The organism is Streptomyces sp. NPDC014894 (assembly GCF_043080985.1).
Lineage (GTDB): Bacteria > Actinomycetota > Actinomycetes > Streptomycetales > Streptomycetaceae > Streptomyces.
The window spans coordinates 68,574-83,286 of sequence record NZ_JBIBWD010000007.1 but is presented as its reverse complement, the minus strand read 5'-3'; the positions used below and the strand labels follow the sequence as shown (position 1 = coordinate 83,286).

The 14,713-nt window shown below is 70.2% G+C and carries 17 protein-coding genes; 8 read left to right on the top strand and 9 right to left on the bottom strand.

From position 1 onward, the window contains the following. Positions 1-130 precede the first annotated feature (130 nt). Together ACF089_RS18235 and ACF089_RS18230 are read right to left on the bottom strand one after the other, a co-directional pair. Positions 131-1,249: a lipid II:glycine glycyltransferase FemX gene (locus ACF089_RS18235; protein ID WP_392027427.1), complete on the bottom strand. Its 1,119-nt coding sequence runs from the start codon at positions 1,247-1,249 to the stop codon at positions 131-133. A gap of 112 nt (positions 1,250-1,361) precedes the next feature. Beyond that, a complete protein-coding gene (locus ACF089_RS18230; RefSeq protein ID WP_392027425.1) occupies positions 1,362-1,667 on the bottom strand; it encodes a hypothetical protein in 306 nt (101 codons plus the stop codon). A gap of 310 nt (positions 1,668-1,977) precedes the next feature. On the opposite strand from ACF089_RS18230, the gene rpsF reads away from it, so the two are divergent. From rpsF to rplI, 4 genes are all read left to right on the top strand, one after another. Continuing rightward, positions 1,978-2,268 (top strand): 30S ribosomal protein S6, encoded by a 291-nt coding sequence (rpsF, locus tag ACF089_RS18225; protein ID WP_006604399.1) that lies wholly within the window; start codon positions 1,978-1,980, stop codon positions 2,266-2,268. A 73-nt stretch (positions 2,269-2,341) separates the two neighbouring features. Then, the gene (locus ACF089_RS18220; protein WP_392027421.1) at positions 2,342-2,947 is read left to right on the top strand and encodes a single-stranded DNA-binding protein; all 606 of its coding nucleotides are present in this window, start codon (positions 2,342-2,344) and stop codon (positions 2,945-2,947) included. Between the two features lie 56 nt (positions 2,948-3,003). Then, positions 3,004-3,240 (top strand): 30S ribosomal protein S18, encoded by a 237-nt coding sequence (gene rpsR / locus ACF089_RS18215; protein ID WP_003956534.1) that lies wholly within the window; start codon positions 3,004-3,006, stop codon positions 3,238-3,240. 17 nt (positions 3,241-3,257) lie between these two features. Continuing rightward, the gene (rplI, locus tag ACF089_RS18210) at positions 3,258-3,704 is read left to right on the top strand and encodes a 50S ribosomal protein L9 (RefSeq protein ID WP_392027418.1); all 447 of its coding nucleotides are present in this window, start codon (positions 3,258-3,260) and stop codon (positions 3,702-3,704) included. Positions 3,705-3,884: 180 nt separating this feature from the next. On the opposite strand, the gene ACF089_RS18205 is transcribed toward rplI, so the two are convergent. Next, positions 3,885-5,222, bottom strand: a complete 1,338-nt coding sequence (locus tag ACF089_RS18205) for an MATE family efflux transporter (protein WP_392027415.1) — start codon at positions 5,220-5,222, stop codon at positions 3,885-3,887. Between the two features lie 425 nt (positions 5,223-5,647). Here ACF089_RS18205 and dnaB point away from each other — a divergent pair, with 425 nt between their 5' ends. The 3 genes from dnaB (at position 5,648) to ACF089_RS18190 (ending at position 8,331) form a co-directional block, all read left to right on the top strand. Beyond that, the gene (gene dnaB / locus ACF089_RS18200; RefSeq protein ID WP_392027412.1) at positions 5,648-7,132 is read left to right on the top strand and encodes a replicative DNA helicase; all 1,485 of its coding nucleotides are present in this window, start codon (positions 5,648-5,650) and stop codon (positions 7,130-7,132) included. Positions 7,133-7,226: 94 nt separating this feature from the next. After that, positions 7,227-7,442 carry a DUF6243 family protein gene (locus tag ACF089_RS18195; protein ID WP_392027409.1) on the top strand — a complete coding sequence of 72 codons (216 nt, stop codon included), beginning with the start codon at positions 7,227-7,229 and terminating at the stop codon, positions 7,440-7,442. A 232-nt stretch (positions 7,443-7,674) separates the two neighbouring features. Then, positions 7,675-8,331 carry an HAD family hydrolase gene (locus ACF089_RS18190; RefSeq protein WP_392027406.1) on the top strand — a complete coding sequence of 219 codons (657 nt, stop codon included), beginning with the start codon at positions 7,675-7,677 and terminating at the stop codon, positions 8,329-8,331. A 95-nt stretch (positions 8,332-8,426) separates the two neighbouring features. Here ACF089_RS18190 and ACF089_RS18185 read toward each other — a convergent pair whose 3' ends face one another. After that, positions 8,427-9,314 carry an MBL fold metallo-hydrolase gene (locus tag ACF089_RS18185; protein WP_392027403.1) on the bottom strand — a complete coding sequence of 296 codons (888 nt, stop codon included), beginning with the start codon at positions 9,312-9,314 and terminating at the stop codon, positions 8,427-8,429. A 199-nt stretch (positions 9,315-9,513) separates the two neighbouring features. On the opposite strand from ACF089_RS18185, the gene ACF089_RS18180 reads away from it, so the two are divergent. Beyond that, positions 9,514-10,893, top strand: coding sequence for a serine hydrolase domain-containing protein (locus ACF089_RS18180; RefSeq protein ID WP_392027401.1), 1,380 nt, complete (start codon positions 9,514-9,516; stop codon positions 10,891-10,893). 99 nt (positions 10,894-10,992) lie between these two features. Here the strand turns inward: ACF089_RS18180 and ACF089_RS18175 are convergent, their stop codons facing one another. The 5 genes from ACF089_RS18175 to ACF089_RS18155 all read right to left on the bottom strand — a co-directional run bounded on the left by ACF089_RS18175 (position 10,993) and on the right by ACF089_RS18155 (position 14,540). Beyond that, positions 10,993-11,445, bottom strand: coding sequence for a GNAT family N-acetyltransferase (locus tag ACF089_RS18175; RefSeq protein WP_392027398.1), 453 nt, complete (start codon positions 11,443-11,445; stop codon positions 10,993-10,995). Between the two features lie 38 nt (positions 11,446-11,483). Beyond that, entirely contained in the window at positions 11,484-11,942 is a 459-nt protein-coding gene (locus tag ACF089_RS18170) for a MarR family winged helix-turn-helix transcriptional regulator (RefSeq protein ID WP_392027395.1), read from the bottom strand. 180 nt (positions 11,943-12,122) lie between these two features. Beyond that, the gene (locus ACF089_RS18165; RefSeq protein ID WP_392027392.1) at positions 12,123-12,983 is read right to left on the bottom strand and encodes a GNAT family N-acetyltransferase; all 861 of its coding nucleotides are present in this window, start codon (positions 12,981-12,983) and stop codon (positions 12,123-12,125) included. 134 nt (positions 12,984-13,117) lie between these two features. Further along, positions 13,118-13,597: an NUDIX domain-containing protein gene (locus ACF089_RS18160; RefSeq protein ID WP_392027389.1), complete on the bottom strand. Its 480-nt coding sequence runs from the start codon at positions 13,595-13,597 to the stop codon at positions 13,118-13,120. Between the two features lie 52 nt (positions 13,598-13,649). Beyond that, a complete protein-coding gene (locus ACF089_RS18155) occupies positions 13,650-14,540 on the bottom strand; it encodes a LysR family transcriptional regulator (RefSeq protein WP_392027387.1) in 891 nt (296 codons plus the stop codon). Between the last annotated feature and the right edge of the window lie 173 nt (positions 14,541-14,713).

The window sequence follows — 14,713 nt, the reverse complement described above, 5'->3', positions numbered from 1 at the left end:
ATGGCTGCGGTGTGGAGGAGAGGGGTTACGGGATCTACGAGGTTACGGCGTGGGCGACGGCGGCGTCAGCAGCCCGTCGCCCATCGGCGTACGGGCGCGCACGGCGGCGCCGGAGCGTCCGAGCGTTCCGTCAGCGGCGCGACATATACATGTCGAGCGCCTTGTGGAGCAGCTTGTTGAGCGGGAAGTCCCACTCGCCCACGTACTCGACGGCTTCCCCGCCCGTGCCGACCTTGAACTGGATCAGACCGAAGAGATGGTCGGTCTCGTCGAGCGAGTCGCTGATGCCGCGCAGGTCGTAGCAGGTCGCGCCCATGGCGTACGCGTCGCGGAGCATCCGCCACTGCATCGCGTTGGAGGGGCGGACCTCGCGCCCGATGTTGTCGGACGCCCCGTACGAGTACCAGACGTGCCCGCCGACGACGAGCATCGTCGCGGCCGACAGGTTCACACCGTTGTGGCGCGCGAAGTACAGCCGCATCCGGTTGGGATCCTCGGTGTTGAGGACCGACCACATGCGCTGGAAGTACGAGAGCGGCCGGGGCCGGAAGCGGTCGCGGATCGCCGTGATCTCGTAGAGCCGCTGCCACTCCTCAAGGTCGTGGTAGCCGCCCTGGACGACCTCGACGCCGGCCTTCTCGGCCTTCTTGATGTTGCGGCGCCACAGCTGGTTGAAGCCCTTGAGGACATCGTCGAGCGACCGGTTGGCCAGCGGCACCTGGTACACGTAGCGGGGCTGGACGTCGCCGAAGCCGGCGCCGCCGTCCTCGCCCTGCTGCCAGCCCATCTTCCGCAGCCGGTCGGCCACCTCGAAGGCGCGCGGCTCGATGTGCGTCGCCTCGACGTCCCGCAGTCGCTTCACGTCCGGGTCCTGGATGCCCGACTTGATCGCGGGCGCGTCCCAGCGGCGGATCACCACCGGCGGGCCCATCTTCACGGAGAAGGCGCCCTGCTGCTTCAGATGGGCGAGCATGGGCTGCAGCCAGTCGTCCAGATTGGGCGCGTACCAGTTGATCACCGGCCCCTCGGGCAGATAGGCGAGGTACCTCTTGATCTTGGGCAGCTGGCGGTAGAGCACCAGTCCCGCGCCGACGAGTCGGCCGGTCTTGTCGAACCAGCCCAGATTCTCCGAGCGCCATTCCGTCTTCACATCAGCCCACGCCGGGACCTGGCAGTGACTGGCCGATGGCAGGGACTGGATGTACGCCAGATGCTGCTCTCGGCTGATGGTCCTCAGGGTCAGGCTCATGCGGGGCGCTCCTCGGCAGGTGTGTCCCCATGGGTCAGGGGCTCCGGCTCTCGCGCCGAAGCCTACTGGGCCCGAGGAGCGCCCCAAATGGCCGCTCTGCCCTCGCGGTCGGTCAGAAGAGCCCGCCGAAGAGTCCTCCGTGGGCCATCCCGAGGAAGAAGCCGAACGCCGAAGCGCCCAGACCGACGATCAGAGCCGTCCGTTCGCGGGTCGTCACCGAGATGAACTGGCCGTACGCGCCGGTCAGGATTCCGATCAGCCCGGTCCACGAGCTGAGCAGATGCAGATGGTGGAACATCGCCGAGACGAACGCGATGACGCCCAGTACCAGCGTCACCGCGACCAGGGTGTCCTGGACGGGGTGGGGCTTGCCGTCCGTGGCGAAGAGGGAGGTCTGACGTCGCACTGCCTGTGCCATGTGGCACCTCCTGGCGTTGCCGGAGCGCCGCGCATCGTAGCGCCGCGCACACCCGATGTGTACAGATTGTGCCCCCCGGGCTCCGGATTTCAACCGGAAGCACCTCTCCGGGTACTCTGTACGGTCTGCACTGGTGTCTGTCCTGGCGAAAGCCCGGAACCGGCCCCTGTCCCGCGCGAGAGCCCGGGCGGGAGCCGATCGCCCGCCGCTGTCAGTGGCGGCTGATTCACTCGGACACCCTTGCTACGCATCACGACCCTCCTGCCACGGAACGACCGTGGCCGCTGAGTCCAAAGGAGGTGGGTTCCACATGCGTCACTACGAGGTGATGGTCATCCTCGACCCCGATCTCGAGGAGCGCGCTGTCTCCCCGCTGATCGAGAACTTCCTCTCCGTCGTCCGTGAGGGCAACGGAAAGGTGGAGAAGGTCGACACCTGGGGCCGTCGTCGTCTCTCTTACGAGATCAAGAAGAAGCCCGAGGGCATCTACTCGGTCATCGACCTGCAGGCCGAGCCTGCGGTCGTCAAGGAGCTCGACCGCCAGATGAACCTGAACGAGTCGGTCCTCCGGACCAAGGTCCTCCGCCCCGAGACCCACTGAGCTTCGGCTCAGAGGACATCGGGTTTCGAGTAGCAGCAAGCAGCCAGAAGCAATCCCGCCGAGAGGTTCACCCATGGCAGGCGAGACCGTCATCACGGTCGTCGGCAATCTTGTCGACGACCCCGAGCTGCGCTTCACCCCGTCCGGTGCGGCGGTCGCGAAGTTCCGCGTCGCGTCCACTCCCCGCACCTTCGACCGCCAGACCAATGAGTGGAAGGACGGCGAAAGCCTCTTCCTGACCTGCTCGGTCTGGCGTCAGGCGGCGGAGAACGTCGCCGAGTCGCTCCAGCGCGGCATGCGTGTCGTCGTGCAGGGCCGGCTCAAGCAGCGGTCCTACGAGGACCGCGAGGGCGTCAAGCGCACGGTCTACGAGCTGGACGTCGAGGAAGTCGGCCCCAGCCTCAAGAACGCCACGGCCAAGGTCACCAAGACCACAGGTCGCGGTGGCCAGGGTGGCTTCGGCGGCGGTCAGCAGCAGGGCGGCGGCGGAGGCAACTGGGGCGGCGGCTCCGGTGGCGGCCAGCAGGCCGGCGGCGGTGCTCCCGCCGACGACCCGTGGGCCACCAGTGCTCCGGCCGGCGGTCAGCAGCAGGGCGGCGGCGGAGGCAGCTGGGGCGGAAGCTCCGGCGGCTCGGCCGGTTCTTCCGGCGGCGGCTACTCGGACGAGCCCCCCTTCTAGGGATCACTCCCTGGGGTGCTCGTACCCCCACTTCTTGATCACACAGGAGAAACACCATGGCGAAGCCGCCTGTGCGCAAGCCAAAGAAAAAGGTCTGCGCGTTCTGCAAGGACAAGACCGTGTACGTGGACTACAAGGACACGAACATGCTGCGGAAGTTCATTTCCGACCGCGGCAAGATCCGTGCCCGCCGCGTTACCGGCAACTGCACGCAGCATCAGCGTGACGTCGCCACGGCCGTGAAGAACAGCCGTGAGATGGCGCTGCTGCCCTACACGTCCACCGCGCGCTAAGGGAGGGTGACCGAATCATGAAGATCATCCTCACTCACGAGGTCACCGGCCTCGGTGCCGCCGGCGACGTAGTCGACGTCAAGGACGGCTACGCTCGCAACTACCTGGTCCCGCGTGGTTTCGCGATCCGCTGGACCAAGGGTGGCGAGAAGGACGTGGCGCAGATCCGCCGCGCCCGCAAGATCCACGAGATTGCGACCATCGAGCAGGCCAACGAGGTCAAGGCCAAGCTCGAGGGTGTCAAGGTTCGTCTGGCTGTTCGCTCCGGCGACGCCGGCCGTCTCTTCGGCTCCGTCACCCCGGCCGACATCGCCACGGCGATCAAGTCCGCGGGTGGCCCGGAGGTCGACAAGCGTCGTGTCGAGCTCGGTGCGCCGATCAAGACCCTGGGCTCGCACCAGGTGTCTGTGCGTCTGCACCCCGAGGTTGCCGCGAAGCTCGGCATCGAGGTCATCGCCGCCTGAGTGCCGCGTATGACTGAGTTGTAGGAAGGGCCGCACCCGATGGGTGCGGCCCTTTCGTCTGCCGGCTCTGTTTCACGTGAAACACGGTCCCGTGGTTTCACGTGAAACAGGGCGGCGGTGTTTCACGTGAAACGAACATCGGGCGCTCGCGGCGGAGGAGCGGCGAGCCGTGCGTATCGCTCAGCGGGTGGCGCCGGTGACGATCCAGCGGCCGGAGCGGGTCCGGTGCCACAGCGTGGCCATCCGGACGGCCATCATCAGCCCCATGCACCACCAGAGGGCCGTGAGTCCGCCTCCGAGGGCCGGGACGAGCAGTGCCACGGGTGTGAAGACCGCCAGGGTCAGCAGCATCGCCCAGGCGAGATAGGGGCCGTCCCCGGCTCCCATCAGCACACCGTCGAGCACGAAGACCACTCCGGCGACGGGCTGGGTGAGAGCGACCACCAGCAGGGCGGGCAGCAGGGTGTCATGGACCGCCGAGTCCCCGGTGAAGACCGGGATGAGCAGCGGTCTGAGGGCCACCAGCAGCAGGCCGAAGACCACTCCGGACGCGATGCCCCACTGGACCATGCGGCGGCAGACCTGACGGGCTCCGGTGGTGTCGCCGGCACCCAGATGGCGGCCGATGATCGCCTGCCCCGCGATGGCGATCGCGTCCAGGGCGAACGCCATCAGGCCCCACAGGGAGAGGACGATCTGGTGGGCGGCCACCTCCGCGTCTCCCATCCGGGCCGCGACCGCGGTCGCGATCAGCATGACGGCGCGCAGGGAGAGGGTCCGGACCAGCAGGGGGACGCCGGCCTGGGCGCTGGCCCGTATGCCGGCCGCGTCGGGGCGCAGTGACGCGTGATGCTTACGGGCGCCGCGGACGACCACGACCAGATAGGCGACGGCCATGGCGTACTGGGCGATGACCGTGCCCCAGGCGGAACCGGCGACGCCCAGACCGGCGCCGTAGACGAGTCCCACGTTGAGGAGCGCGTTGGCGGTGAAGCCGCCGACGGCGACATAGAGCGGGGTCCGGGTGTCCTGGAGGCCGCGCAGCACTCCTGTGGCGGCGAACACGATCAGCATGGCGGGGATGCCGAGGCTGGAGATCCGCAGATAGGTGACGGCGTACGGGGTCGCGGTGTCGGAGGCCCCGAAGACGTCGACGAGCCAGGGGGTGGCGGGCAGGGTGACGGCGACCAGGGCCGCGCCGAGGATGATCGCCAGCCAGATGCCGTCCATTCCCTGCCGGATGGCGGCCGGGAGGTCGCCCGCGCCGACGCGCCGGGACACGGCCGCCGTGGTGGCGTAGGCGAGGAAGACGAAGACGCTCACGGCGGTCATCAGAAGGGCCGCCGCGATGGCGAGCCCCGCGAGCTGGGAGGTGCCGAGATGGCCGACGATGGCACTGTCCGCCATCAGGAAGAGCGGCTCGGCGACCAGGGCCGCGAAGGCGGGGACGGCGAGTGCGATGATCTCTCGGTCATGGCGTCGCCGGAGCGCCTTCGGTGTCGCGGGGGCCTGTGTCATGCGCTCAATGTAATCTTCCACAGGTAAGAGATGCAATCGCCCTGGGGTTATTACATCGGGCTGGGGTGGCGGCCAGGGTGTGCGCCGTTTGTTCTGATCTTGGCCCGGTCGGGAAAGTTTTTCTCCCCCACAGCCAGTGGATGGAAAACATGCAGGTCAGAGGCTGCATGATGAGTTCGACATGATTTTGTCCACAGTGCTGTCCCCTGGTCCGTGCACAGGTTCTGGCAGGTTCTCCACAGCATCTGGTCGCTCGTCCACATGGCCTGTGGATAACCAGATTGGCTGACGGTGCCGTGGGGCCTACCGTGGACCGTCGCCCGACGCGCCGGAAGCGGAGTTGGGCCACTCGATTTGTCAGTGCCGTGCCGTAGAAAGAGAGGGCACGGCGAGGTCCGCTGAGCGGACGGGAGGAGGTGGCCCGGTTGAGCATTTCCGAGCCCTTGGACGACCCGTGGGCGGCCGACGGCGGCCCCGGCGATCGCCTGCCCGTCTCCCGTCAGCGCCGCAAGGATCATCGCGGCGGCCGTGACGATCAGCAGGAGCGGGGCGACGGCGGCGGTGGCTGGGAGGGAGGGTCTCCCGGCTTCGAGCGGGTGCCGCCCCAGGACCTGGACGCCGAGCAGTCGGTGCTCGGCGGCATGCTGCTCTCCAAGGACGCGATCGCCGACGTCGTGGAGATCATCAAGGGCCACGACTTCTACCGGCCCGCCCATGAGACGGTCTACACGGCCATTCTCGATCTCTACGCCAAGGGCGAGCCGGCCGACCCCATCACCGTCGCCGCCGAGCTGGTCAAGCGCGGCGAGATCACCCGGGTCGGCGGAGCCCCCTATCTCCATACGCTGGTCCAGTCCGTGCCCACCGCGGCCAACGCCTCGTACTACGCGGAGATCGTCCACGAGCGGGCGGTGCTGCGCCGGCTGGTGGAGGCCGGCACCAAGATCACGCAGATGGGCTACGCGGCCGACGGCGACGTCGACGAGATCGTCAACTCGGCCCAGGCCGAGATCTACGCGGTCACCGAGCAGCGCACCAGCGAGGACTATCTGCCGCTCGGCGAGATCATGGAGGGCGCGCTCGACGAGATCGAGGCGATCGGCTCCCGCAGCGGTGAGATGACCGGCGTGCCGACGGGATTCACGGACTTCGACTCCCTGACGAACGGTCTGCACCCGGGCCAGATGATCGTCATCGCGGCCCGGCCCGCGATGGGAAAGTCCACCCTCGCCCTGGACTTCGCCCGCGCCTGCTCGATCAAGAACAACCTCCCCAGCGTGATCTTCTCGCTCGAAATGGGCCGCAATGAGATCGCGATGCGTCTGCTCTCCGCCGAGGCCCGGGTGGCCCTGCACCACATGCGCTCCGGCACGATGACGGACGAGGACTGGACCCGCCTCGCCCGCCGTATGCCCGATGTCTCCCAGGCCCCGCTCTACATCGACGACTCGCCCAACCTCTCGATGATGGAGATCCGGGCGAAGTGCCGCCGGCTGAAGCAGCGGAACAATCTGAAGCTGGTCGTCATCGACTATCTCCAGCTGATGCAGTCGGGCGGCTCCAAGCGCGCCGAGAGCCGTCAGCAGGAGGTCTCGGACATGTCCCGAAACCTCAAGCTGCTGGCGAAGGAGCTGGAAGTCCCCGTCATCGCGCTCTCCCAGCTGAACCGTGGCCCCGAGCAGCGCACCGACAAGAAGCCGATGGTCTCGGACCTCCGCGAGTCCGGCTCCATCGAGCAGGACGCCGACATGGTGATCCTGCTGCACCGCGAGGACGCCTACGAGAAGGAGTCCCCCCGCGCGGGCGAGGCCGACCTGATCGTCGCCAAGCACCGTAACGGCCCGACGGCGACGATCACGGTGGCGTTCCAGGGGCACTACTCGCGCTTCGTGGACATGGCGCAGACCTGATCTGTCGCTCTTGTGGATCCCCGATCCCGTCTTCTCTTCCCACGGGCGATGCCCGCCATCCGTAGATCACTTCACATCATTACCGGGAGAACCCGTGACCGTGAGCAAGAACATCAACAACCCCGTGGGCATGGGCGGCGGCCAGCGCAAGAAGCTGTCCCGCGCCGAACGGCAGAACAACGGCCCGCACCGCAACCTCGACCGCCAGGGCGCGGCCGACCGCAAGGCCGAGCTGCTGCGCAAGATGCGCGAGAAGACCGGCACGGCCGAGGGCGCTGAGCACGCGGACGACGACACCGCACAGAGCTGACACACCGCTGCCGCGGCACGAGGGCGGGGCCCGGACCGCGACGCGCGGTCCGGGCCCCGCCGCCGTACTGAGCACGGCCGGCCCGAGGGCCACCGTGCCGGGGACAGTGGACACGGCCGCGGGACGGCTCTGGTGGGCACCTCGGGGGACGGCCGCCCGCTGAGGGCCCCTGGAAACAGGAGAAGAGGGAAACCGCGCCGCCGGGTGAGGGGTGCGTGGTCTACTCCTGGGCATGGCGCTGCTGATGATTGACCTGGACAACACCCTGGTCGACCGCGACGCGGCCTTCAGGGCCGCGGCCGGCGCGTTTCTGGCGGAGCGCGCGCTGCCCGCGACGGACGTCGAGTGGGTGATGTCGGTCGACGCCAACGGCTACGCGCCGCGGCCGGAGGTCGCGCGCGCCATGGCGGAGCGCTATGGGGCGGCGCTGCCGCAGAGCGCGGTCCGCGCGTTTCTCGATCGGGGCTCCGCCGATCGGGTCGTGCTCTCCGAGGCTGTTCGGGACGCGCTGGCCAAGGCGGTCGCCGGGGGCTGGTCCTGTGTGATCGTCACCAATGGGTGTACGAGGCAGCAGGAGGCGAAGATCCGGCGCACCGGGCTCGACGCGCTCGTCCACGGCTGGGTGGTGTCCGAGGCCGTCGGCCACAAGAAGCCGGATCCGCGGATCTTCCTGGCGGCGGCGGAGACGATCGGGGCCTCGTTCGACGGCGCGTGGGTCATCGGCGACTCGGCGCACGCGGACATCGCCGGGGCGCACCGGCTCGGCGTGCGCAGCGTCTGGGTCGCGGACGGCCGCCCCTGGCCGGCGGCCGACTACCGGCCCACGCGGATCGCCGCCGACACCGCGTCCGCGATCACCGGTGTCATCGAGTCGGCGGTCGGGCCGTAGCCGCTCCGGCGGACGGCTCAGCGGGCCGCTGACGCCCGCTGACGCCCCGGCCGGGCGGGAGAGGTCGGCGGAGGCCGCCCGTCCGCCGTGGGGCGTCACCAGCGGACGGCGGTGAAGTCGATCGGCCGGGGCCGCATGGAGCGGGCTCGGTCCGTGAGGGCGCGCAGCCGGTGCGCCATCTGCCCGGCGGGCAGGCGCTTGCGGTCGCCGTGGCCCGGCAGCAGCCACTCGAACCGGAGCCGGCCGGCGGTACGGGCCAGGGAGGCCGCCAGCACCTCGACTGAGTACCAGGTGACGCTCTCCGCCACTTCGAGGTCGTCGGTCGTGCGCGACCAGTAGAAGCTGTCACCGCTGAAGCAGTACCGGTCGTCGGCGATGTAGAGGACGCTCCCTCTGGTGTGGCCGGGGAGCGGATGGGCGAGCAGCCCGACGCTCACCTCGACGCTCGCGTCGCCGCGCAGGACGCGGTCGGCGTCGGGGGCCGCGTCCAGGTCGCCCTCGTGGATCCAGAGCCGCGCGCCGAAGCGGTCGGCGTACCGCCGTCCGTGCGCCGCGTGGTCCCGGTGGGTGAGCAGGACATCGGTGACGGGACCGAGCCGCTCGTAGCGGGCGGCGAGGGGCTCGCTCCAGCGCGGGGTGTCGATCATCGTCGTCGTGCCGCCGGGCCGGCGGACGAGATAGGAGTTGGCCCCCGCGGTCTGCCGGGAGTTGTGCCCGCAGAGCAGCACCGTGTCGTCGAGAGCGAGCGGAAAGGGATCCGGGCCCGGGTCGGGCCGTTCGTCGGTCCGTCTGAGCGAGCGGGTGTGGCAGGCGAGGGCGGCGGCGCGCATCATCCGTTCCTCGGCCTCGCCGTGCGGCGGGCGGAGGACTTCGGAACGTCCCGCGACCTCGCCGATCAGGCCCGGAGCGAGCTGTCTGGCGACATCGCAGTTGGTGCAGCGGTCGTCCACGTACCAGCCGGGGGTTCCGGCGTCATCGGTCATCGGCTGACCCGTCCCGTGCGGAGAGTGTCGGTTCGCTCGGGGTAAGCATTCCGCCGCCGCTTGGGAAGCGGAAGGTGCGCCGGGCCTTGTTTCTTCGGCCCGCGGGCCATCTGACGGCCGTCTTCGTAATGTCATGTGCATGCCTAAATGGCGGGGGTGCGAGATCGACGCGGCCGGGTCGGTCCGATAGACCTTGCCCATGACCTCACCCCTGACAGCGCTTCTCCCGGCCACGGAGCGCGCTCTGCTGCACCGCGTCGCCACCGCCCAGTCGGAGGGCCGCGCGCCCTCCCTCGTCGCCGGAGTGGCGCGGGAAGGACGACTGGTGTGGTCCGGCGCACGGCCCTCGGCCGAGGAGGACCGGACCCTGGACACCCAGTACCGGATCGGCTCGATCACCAAGACCTTCACCGCCGTCCTGGTGATGAGACTGCGGGACGAAGGACTGCTCGATCTCGGGGATCCGCTGGAGAAGCATCTGCCGGACACCGGAGTGGGGCAGGTGACCATCGCCCAGCTGCTCGGCCACACCGCCGGACTGAGCGCCGAATCCCCGTCGCCCTGGTGGGAGCGGACCTCGGGGGCGCTGCGCCCCGAACTCGCCGACGTCCTCGGCGAACGGACGAGGATGCACCCGGTCGGCCGCCGCCACCACTACTCCAACACCGGCTACACCGTGCTCGGCGCGCTGGTGGCGGCGGTGCGCGGCGACAGCTGGGAGAACGTCCTGCGGAACGAGATTCTCCGGCCGCTCGCCCTCGACCGGACGAGCGCGGAGCCGCACGGCCCCCGGGCCGAGGGCTGGGCGGTGCATCCCTGGGCCGATGTGCTGCTTCCCGAGCCCTGTGAGGACCTCGGGCTGATGGGCCCGGCCGGCCGACTCTGGTCGACCGTGGGGGACCTCTGCCGATTCGCGCACTTCCTGGCCGAGGGCGACGACCGCGTGCTCGGCGCCGCCTCCGTACGGGAGATGCGGACGCCGTCGGCCCCGGCCGAGGCCGGTGAGTGGGACGGTGCCTACGGCCTGGGGGTGCAGATCGTCCGGAACGGCGGACGCACCCTCGTGGGGCACACCGGCTCGCTGCCGGGCTTCGTCGCCGGGCTCTGGGTGAGCGTGGAGGACGGAGTCGCCGCCGCCGTGCTCGCCAACGCCACCTCCGGGCCGCTCCCCAGCCCCACGGCGGCCGATCTCGTACGGATCGTGGCCGAGGCCGAGCCTCGGATCCCCGAGCCGTGGCAGCCCCGCCCCGAGGTCGATCGGGAGCTGCTCGCCCTCACCGGCCCCTGGTACTGGGGGACCCAGTCGTTCGCGCTGAAGCTGCTCCCCGGGCGGGATGTGGAACTCCAGCCGCTCCGAGGCGGCGGCCGGGGCTCGCGCTTCGTCGCCGGGAGCGACGGAGCCTGGACCGGTCAGGACGGCTATTTCGCGGGGGAGACGCTGACGGTGGTGCGCCGGGAGGACGGCTCGGTCCGCCATCTCGACCTGGGGTCGTTCGTGTTCACCCGGGAGCCCTATGAGCCGGACGCGGGAGTGCCCGGCGGCGTCGACAGCGAAGGGTGGCGCGGGCTCCGCCCGTGAGAGACGGGCGATGTTTCACGTGAAACACCCTGCCGGGAGGTGTGTTTCACGTGAAACACACCTCCCGGCAGGGCAGTACGGCTTCTCGGTGTCGCTCGGTCAGAGCGGAAGCTTGAAACCGATGTGGGACGCCTCGAAGCCCAACCGCTCATAGAAACGATGGGCGTCCACCCGGGAGGCGTCCGAGGTGAGCTGCACCAGTTGGCAGTTCCGGCGGCGGGACTCCTCGACGGCCCACTCGATCAGCAGGGTGCCGAGACCGCTCCCGCGCTCGTCGGAGTGGACCCGTACCCCCTCGATCAGCGAACGGGTCGCACCGCGCCGGGACAGCCCGGGAACGAGCGTGAGCTGAAGGGTGCCGACGACCCGGCTCCCCCGGACCGCGACGGTCAGCAGCTGGTGCGGATCGCCCGCCAGCCGCTCGAAGGCGGCGCTGTACGGGGTCAGATCGCCGGGGGACTCGCGCTCCGCGCCCAGCGGATCGTCCGCGAGCATCGCCACGATGGCCGGGATGTCGTCGGCCGCCGCGGGCCGTATCTCCAGATCGTTCACGATCGGCAGACTACGCCGGAGATCCCTGGCACCTCGGGCTATGCCGGGGTCCGAAGCTCCTCGACCGCTCTGACCAGGGGAGCGAGGGCGGGGATCCCGGCGGCCGCGCCGAAGGCCTCCCGCAGGGCCGCCTCATGGGTGGGCCGGGCCTCGGCGAGCAGCGCCCGGCCGGGCTCGGTCACCTCGGTGTAGATCCCCCGGCGATCGGTGTCGCAGAGATGGCGGCGCAGCAGACCTCTGGTCTCGAGCCGGGTGACCAGTCTGGTCGTGGCGCTCTGGCTCAGCGCGACGGCCTCGGCGACCTGCTTCATCTGGAGATGCCCGTCGGCGCCGGGGTGCTGGCGGCTGAGGACGTCGAGGAGGGAGAACTCCCGCACGCTCAGACCGTGCCGGCTCTCCAGGGCCCGCTCAAGACGGGTTTCGACCTTCCCGTGGAGCAGCGAGAGGGCGTACCAGTTCTCGGGGAGCGCAGTGAGCGCGGGTTCGGCCGCGGTCATCCGATGTCCTCCTCCACACCCGGGGTGGCGTACTCCCCAGAGTAGAGGAGGCGTGCGAAGGGCCGCGCCCGCGGCCGTCGTCGGAGATCGGATCCCGCCGTGTCCGCCGTCCCGCCGGGGAGCCGTTCCGCGCGGGCGGGTCGGTCCGCGCGGAAGGGCCGGGCCGCCGCCCTCGGGGCGTCAGCCGAGCGCGACCGACAGCGGGGCGAAACGCCGGGTCCAGTCGCCCGGGAGGTCGTCGAGGCCGTGGACCATCATCGTGTTGTGCGAGACCGTCTCCAGCCCGTTCGCCCGCAGCCAGTCCAGCAGTTCCGTGTGGCGTTCGTCGACGTCGGTGCGGAAGGGCCGGTCCGTGCCCGGGGCCAGTGAGACGATCAGGGACTTGGCCGTGGCGGTGTCCCGGGCGATCAGCGGGCCGATCACATGGGTGTTCACATTCGGCCAGGCGGCCGCGTAGCCGGTGAGGACCCCGTCCTCCTCCGCCACCCGGATCTGGTCGGCGAAGGCCGGCAGCCGCGCGATCATATGGGTGCGGTCCAGGCCGAAGACCTCGGTGTCCAGCCGGACGATCGCGGAGAGGTCCTCGGCGGTCGCCGGACGGGTGGCGGCCGCCCCGACTCCGGCCCGCGCGCCCGCGTCGAGCCGGCCCCGGACCATCTCGGACCGGCCCACGGCGCCGAAGCCCAGCTGCTCGTAGAGCGGTCTGCCGTTCTGTGTCGCGTACAGACCGACCGGGGTGGCTCCGGTCCGCTCCAGCACATATCGCATCAGCCGTCGGCCGATGCCCTGCCGGGCGTACGGCTCGGCGACGAGGACCATGCCGAGCGTGGTGAGACCGGGGCCGTAGGAGGTCGCCACGCAGGTGCTCACCAGTCCCTTGCCGGCGGGGTCGTCCATGCCGTACGCCGTGCCCGCCGTGAGCAGCAGGCCCCACTTGTGCTCCTCGCGAGGCCAGCCGCGATGCTCGGCGAGATCGGCGCAGGAGACGAGGTCGCTCATGGTGAGGCGACGAATGGGCAGCTCTGGCAGCGGTGTGGGCATAGGGATCAGGCTGGCCGAAGCGGTGATCGCTCGTCCAGTGCTTTGCCGGAAGTGATCGCCCCGCCCCGGCGGCGCGGCGGACCGGGCCCCCGCCGGGCGGCTCCGGGCCACAGCGGCTCACCTCGCCCCGTGCGTCAGCCCAGATCGGGTGCGTGCAGAGCCCGTACGCCCTCGATATTGCCGTCGAGATAGTGCCGGAGCGAAAGCGGTACGAGATGGACCGCCGCGATTCCGACCCGGCTGAAGGGCACCCGTACGGTCTCGTAGTCGCCGCACGGCTCGTCGACCTCCGGGCCGTGCCGGCGCGCGGGGTCCATCGAGGCCAGCCGGCAGACGAAGAAGTGCTGCACCTTCACTCCGGTCACCCCGCCGCCGGCGATGTGCTCGACGGTGTCGACGAAGCACGGGACCACATCGGTGATCTTCGCGCCCAGCTCCTCGTCCACCTCGCGGTGGAGGGCGTCGACCACGGTGTCGTCCTCGGGCTCGACCCCGCCGCCCGGTGTCAGCCAGTAGGGATCCACGCCGGGCTTGGTCCGCTTGATCAGGATGAGATCGTCGCCATCGAGCAGGATGGCGCGGGCGGTGCGCTTGACCACGGGACGTTCGGTCATGACTGGAAAATGGCCCGTACCGGCCGTTCTGAAACTCCCCCGGGTCGCCCGGTCACCAGTCGACGGCGGCGCGCAGCAGCCACTCGTGCGCCCGCGCGATATGGGGGAGGGCGAGCGTTCCGGTGCGTACGACGAGGAAGTAGGTGCGCAGCGGGGGCACCGGGGGATCGAGGAGGGCGACCAGCCGCCCCCGCTCCAGGGCGTCCTCGCACAGATAGCGGGGCAGTACGGCGAGCCCGGCTCCCGAGGCGGCCGACTCCAGGACGGCTCGCAGGTCAGGGGCGATGACGGTGCCCGCGGCCGCGGGCCGGGAATCGAAGATCGCGGACCAGTAGCGCGAGACCAGCGGGAGGGATTCATGGACCTCCACCACCGGCAGCTGAGCCAGGACCACATGGCCGTCGCGCAGGACGTCGGGCCCCAGCCTCGCCGCCCAGCGGGGCGAGGCGACCAGTACGTGCTCCTCGTCGCAGAGCGGGGTGGAGGTCAGCAGTCCGCCGCGGGGGCGGGCCGTGGTGATGGCCAGATCATGGTGCCCGGCGGCCAGGCCCTCCAGGGTCTCCTCGGCGTTGCCGAACGAGGCCCGCAGCGCCAGTCCCTGGGCGATCAGCGGGGTGAGGGCGGGCAGGGCGCGCAGCGAGGTGAACTCGGGGAGCCCGGCGAGGTGCAGGGTCCGGACGCCCGACTCCTCGTCGAGTCCCGCCTCGGCGATCTCGACCAGGGCGTCCAGATGCGGTGCGGCCCGGTGGGCGAGTTCGTCGCCGATGGTGGTCGGGGTGACGCCCCGGGCCTGGCGCAGGAACAGCGGTCTGCCCAGCTGCCGTTCCAGCGTGCGTATCTGACCGGTCACCGCGGGCTGGGAGAGCCCGAGCAGCGCGGCGGCCCGGGTGAAGGAGCCCGCTCGGTGCACGGTGACGAAGGTGCGCAGCAGGGCCAGATCCATTCCGAGCCCCTCCCGAGCGGCCGTGGTTGCGGACCGAACAACTATAAATATGTCGATAGGTCGCTGTCGCTACTGTGATTGGACACTGACGCAGAGTCAACTAGCCTGGGTCGAGCGGTTCTCCGGGGGGATGAACCGGGGCGGTCCGAGCCACGAGGGGGGAGGCTCGGACC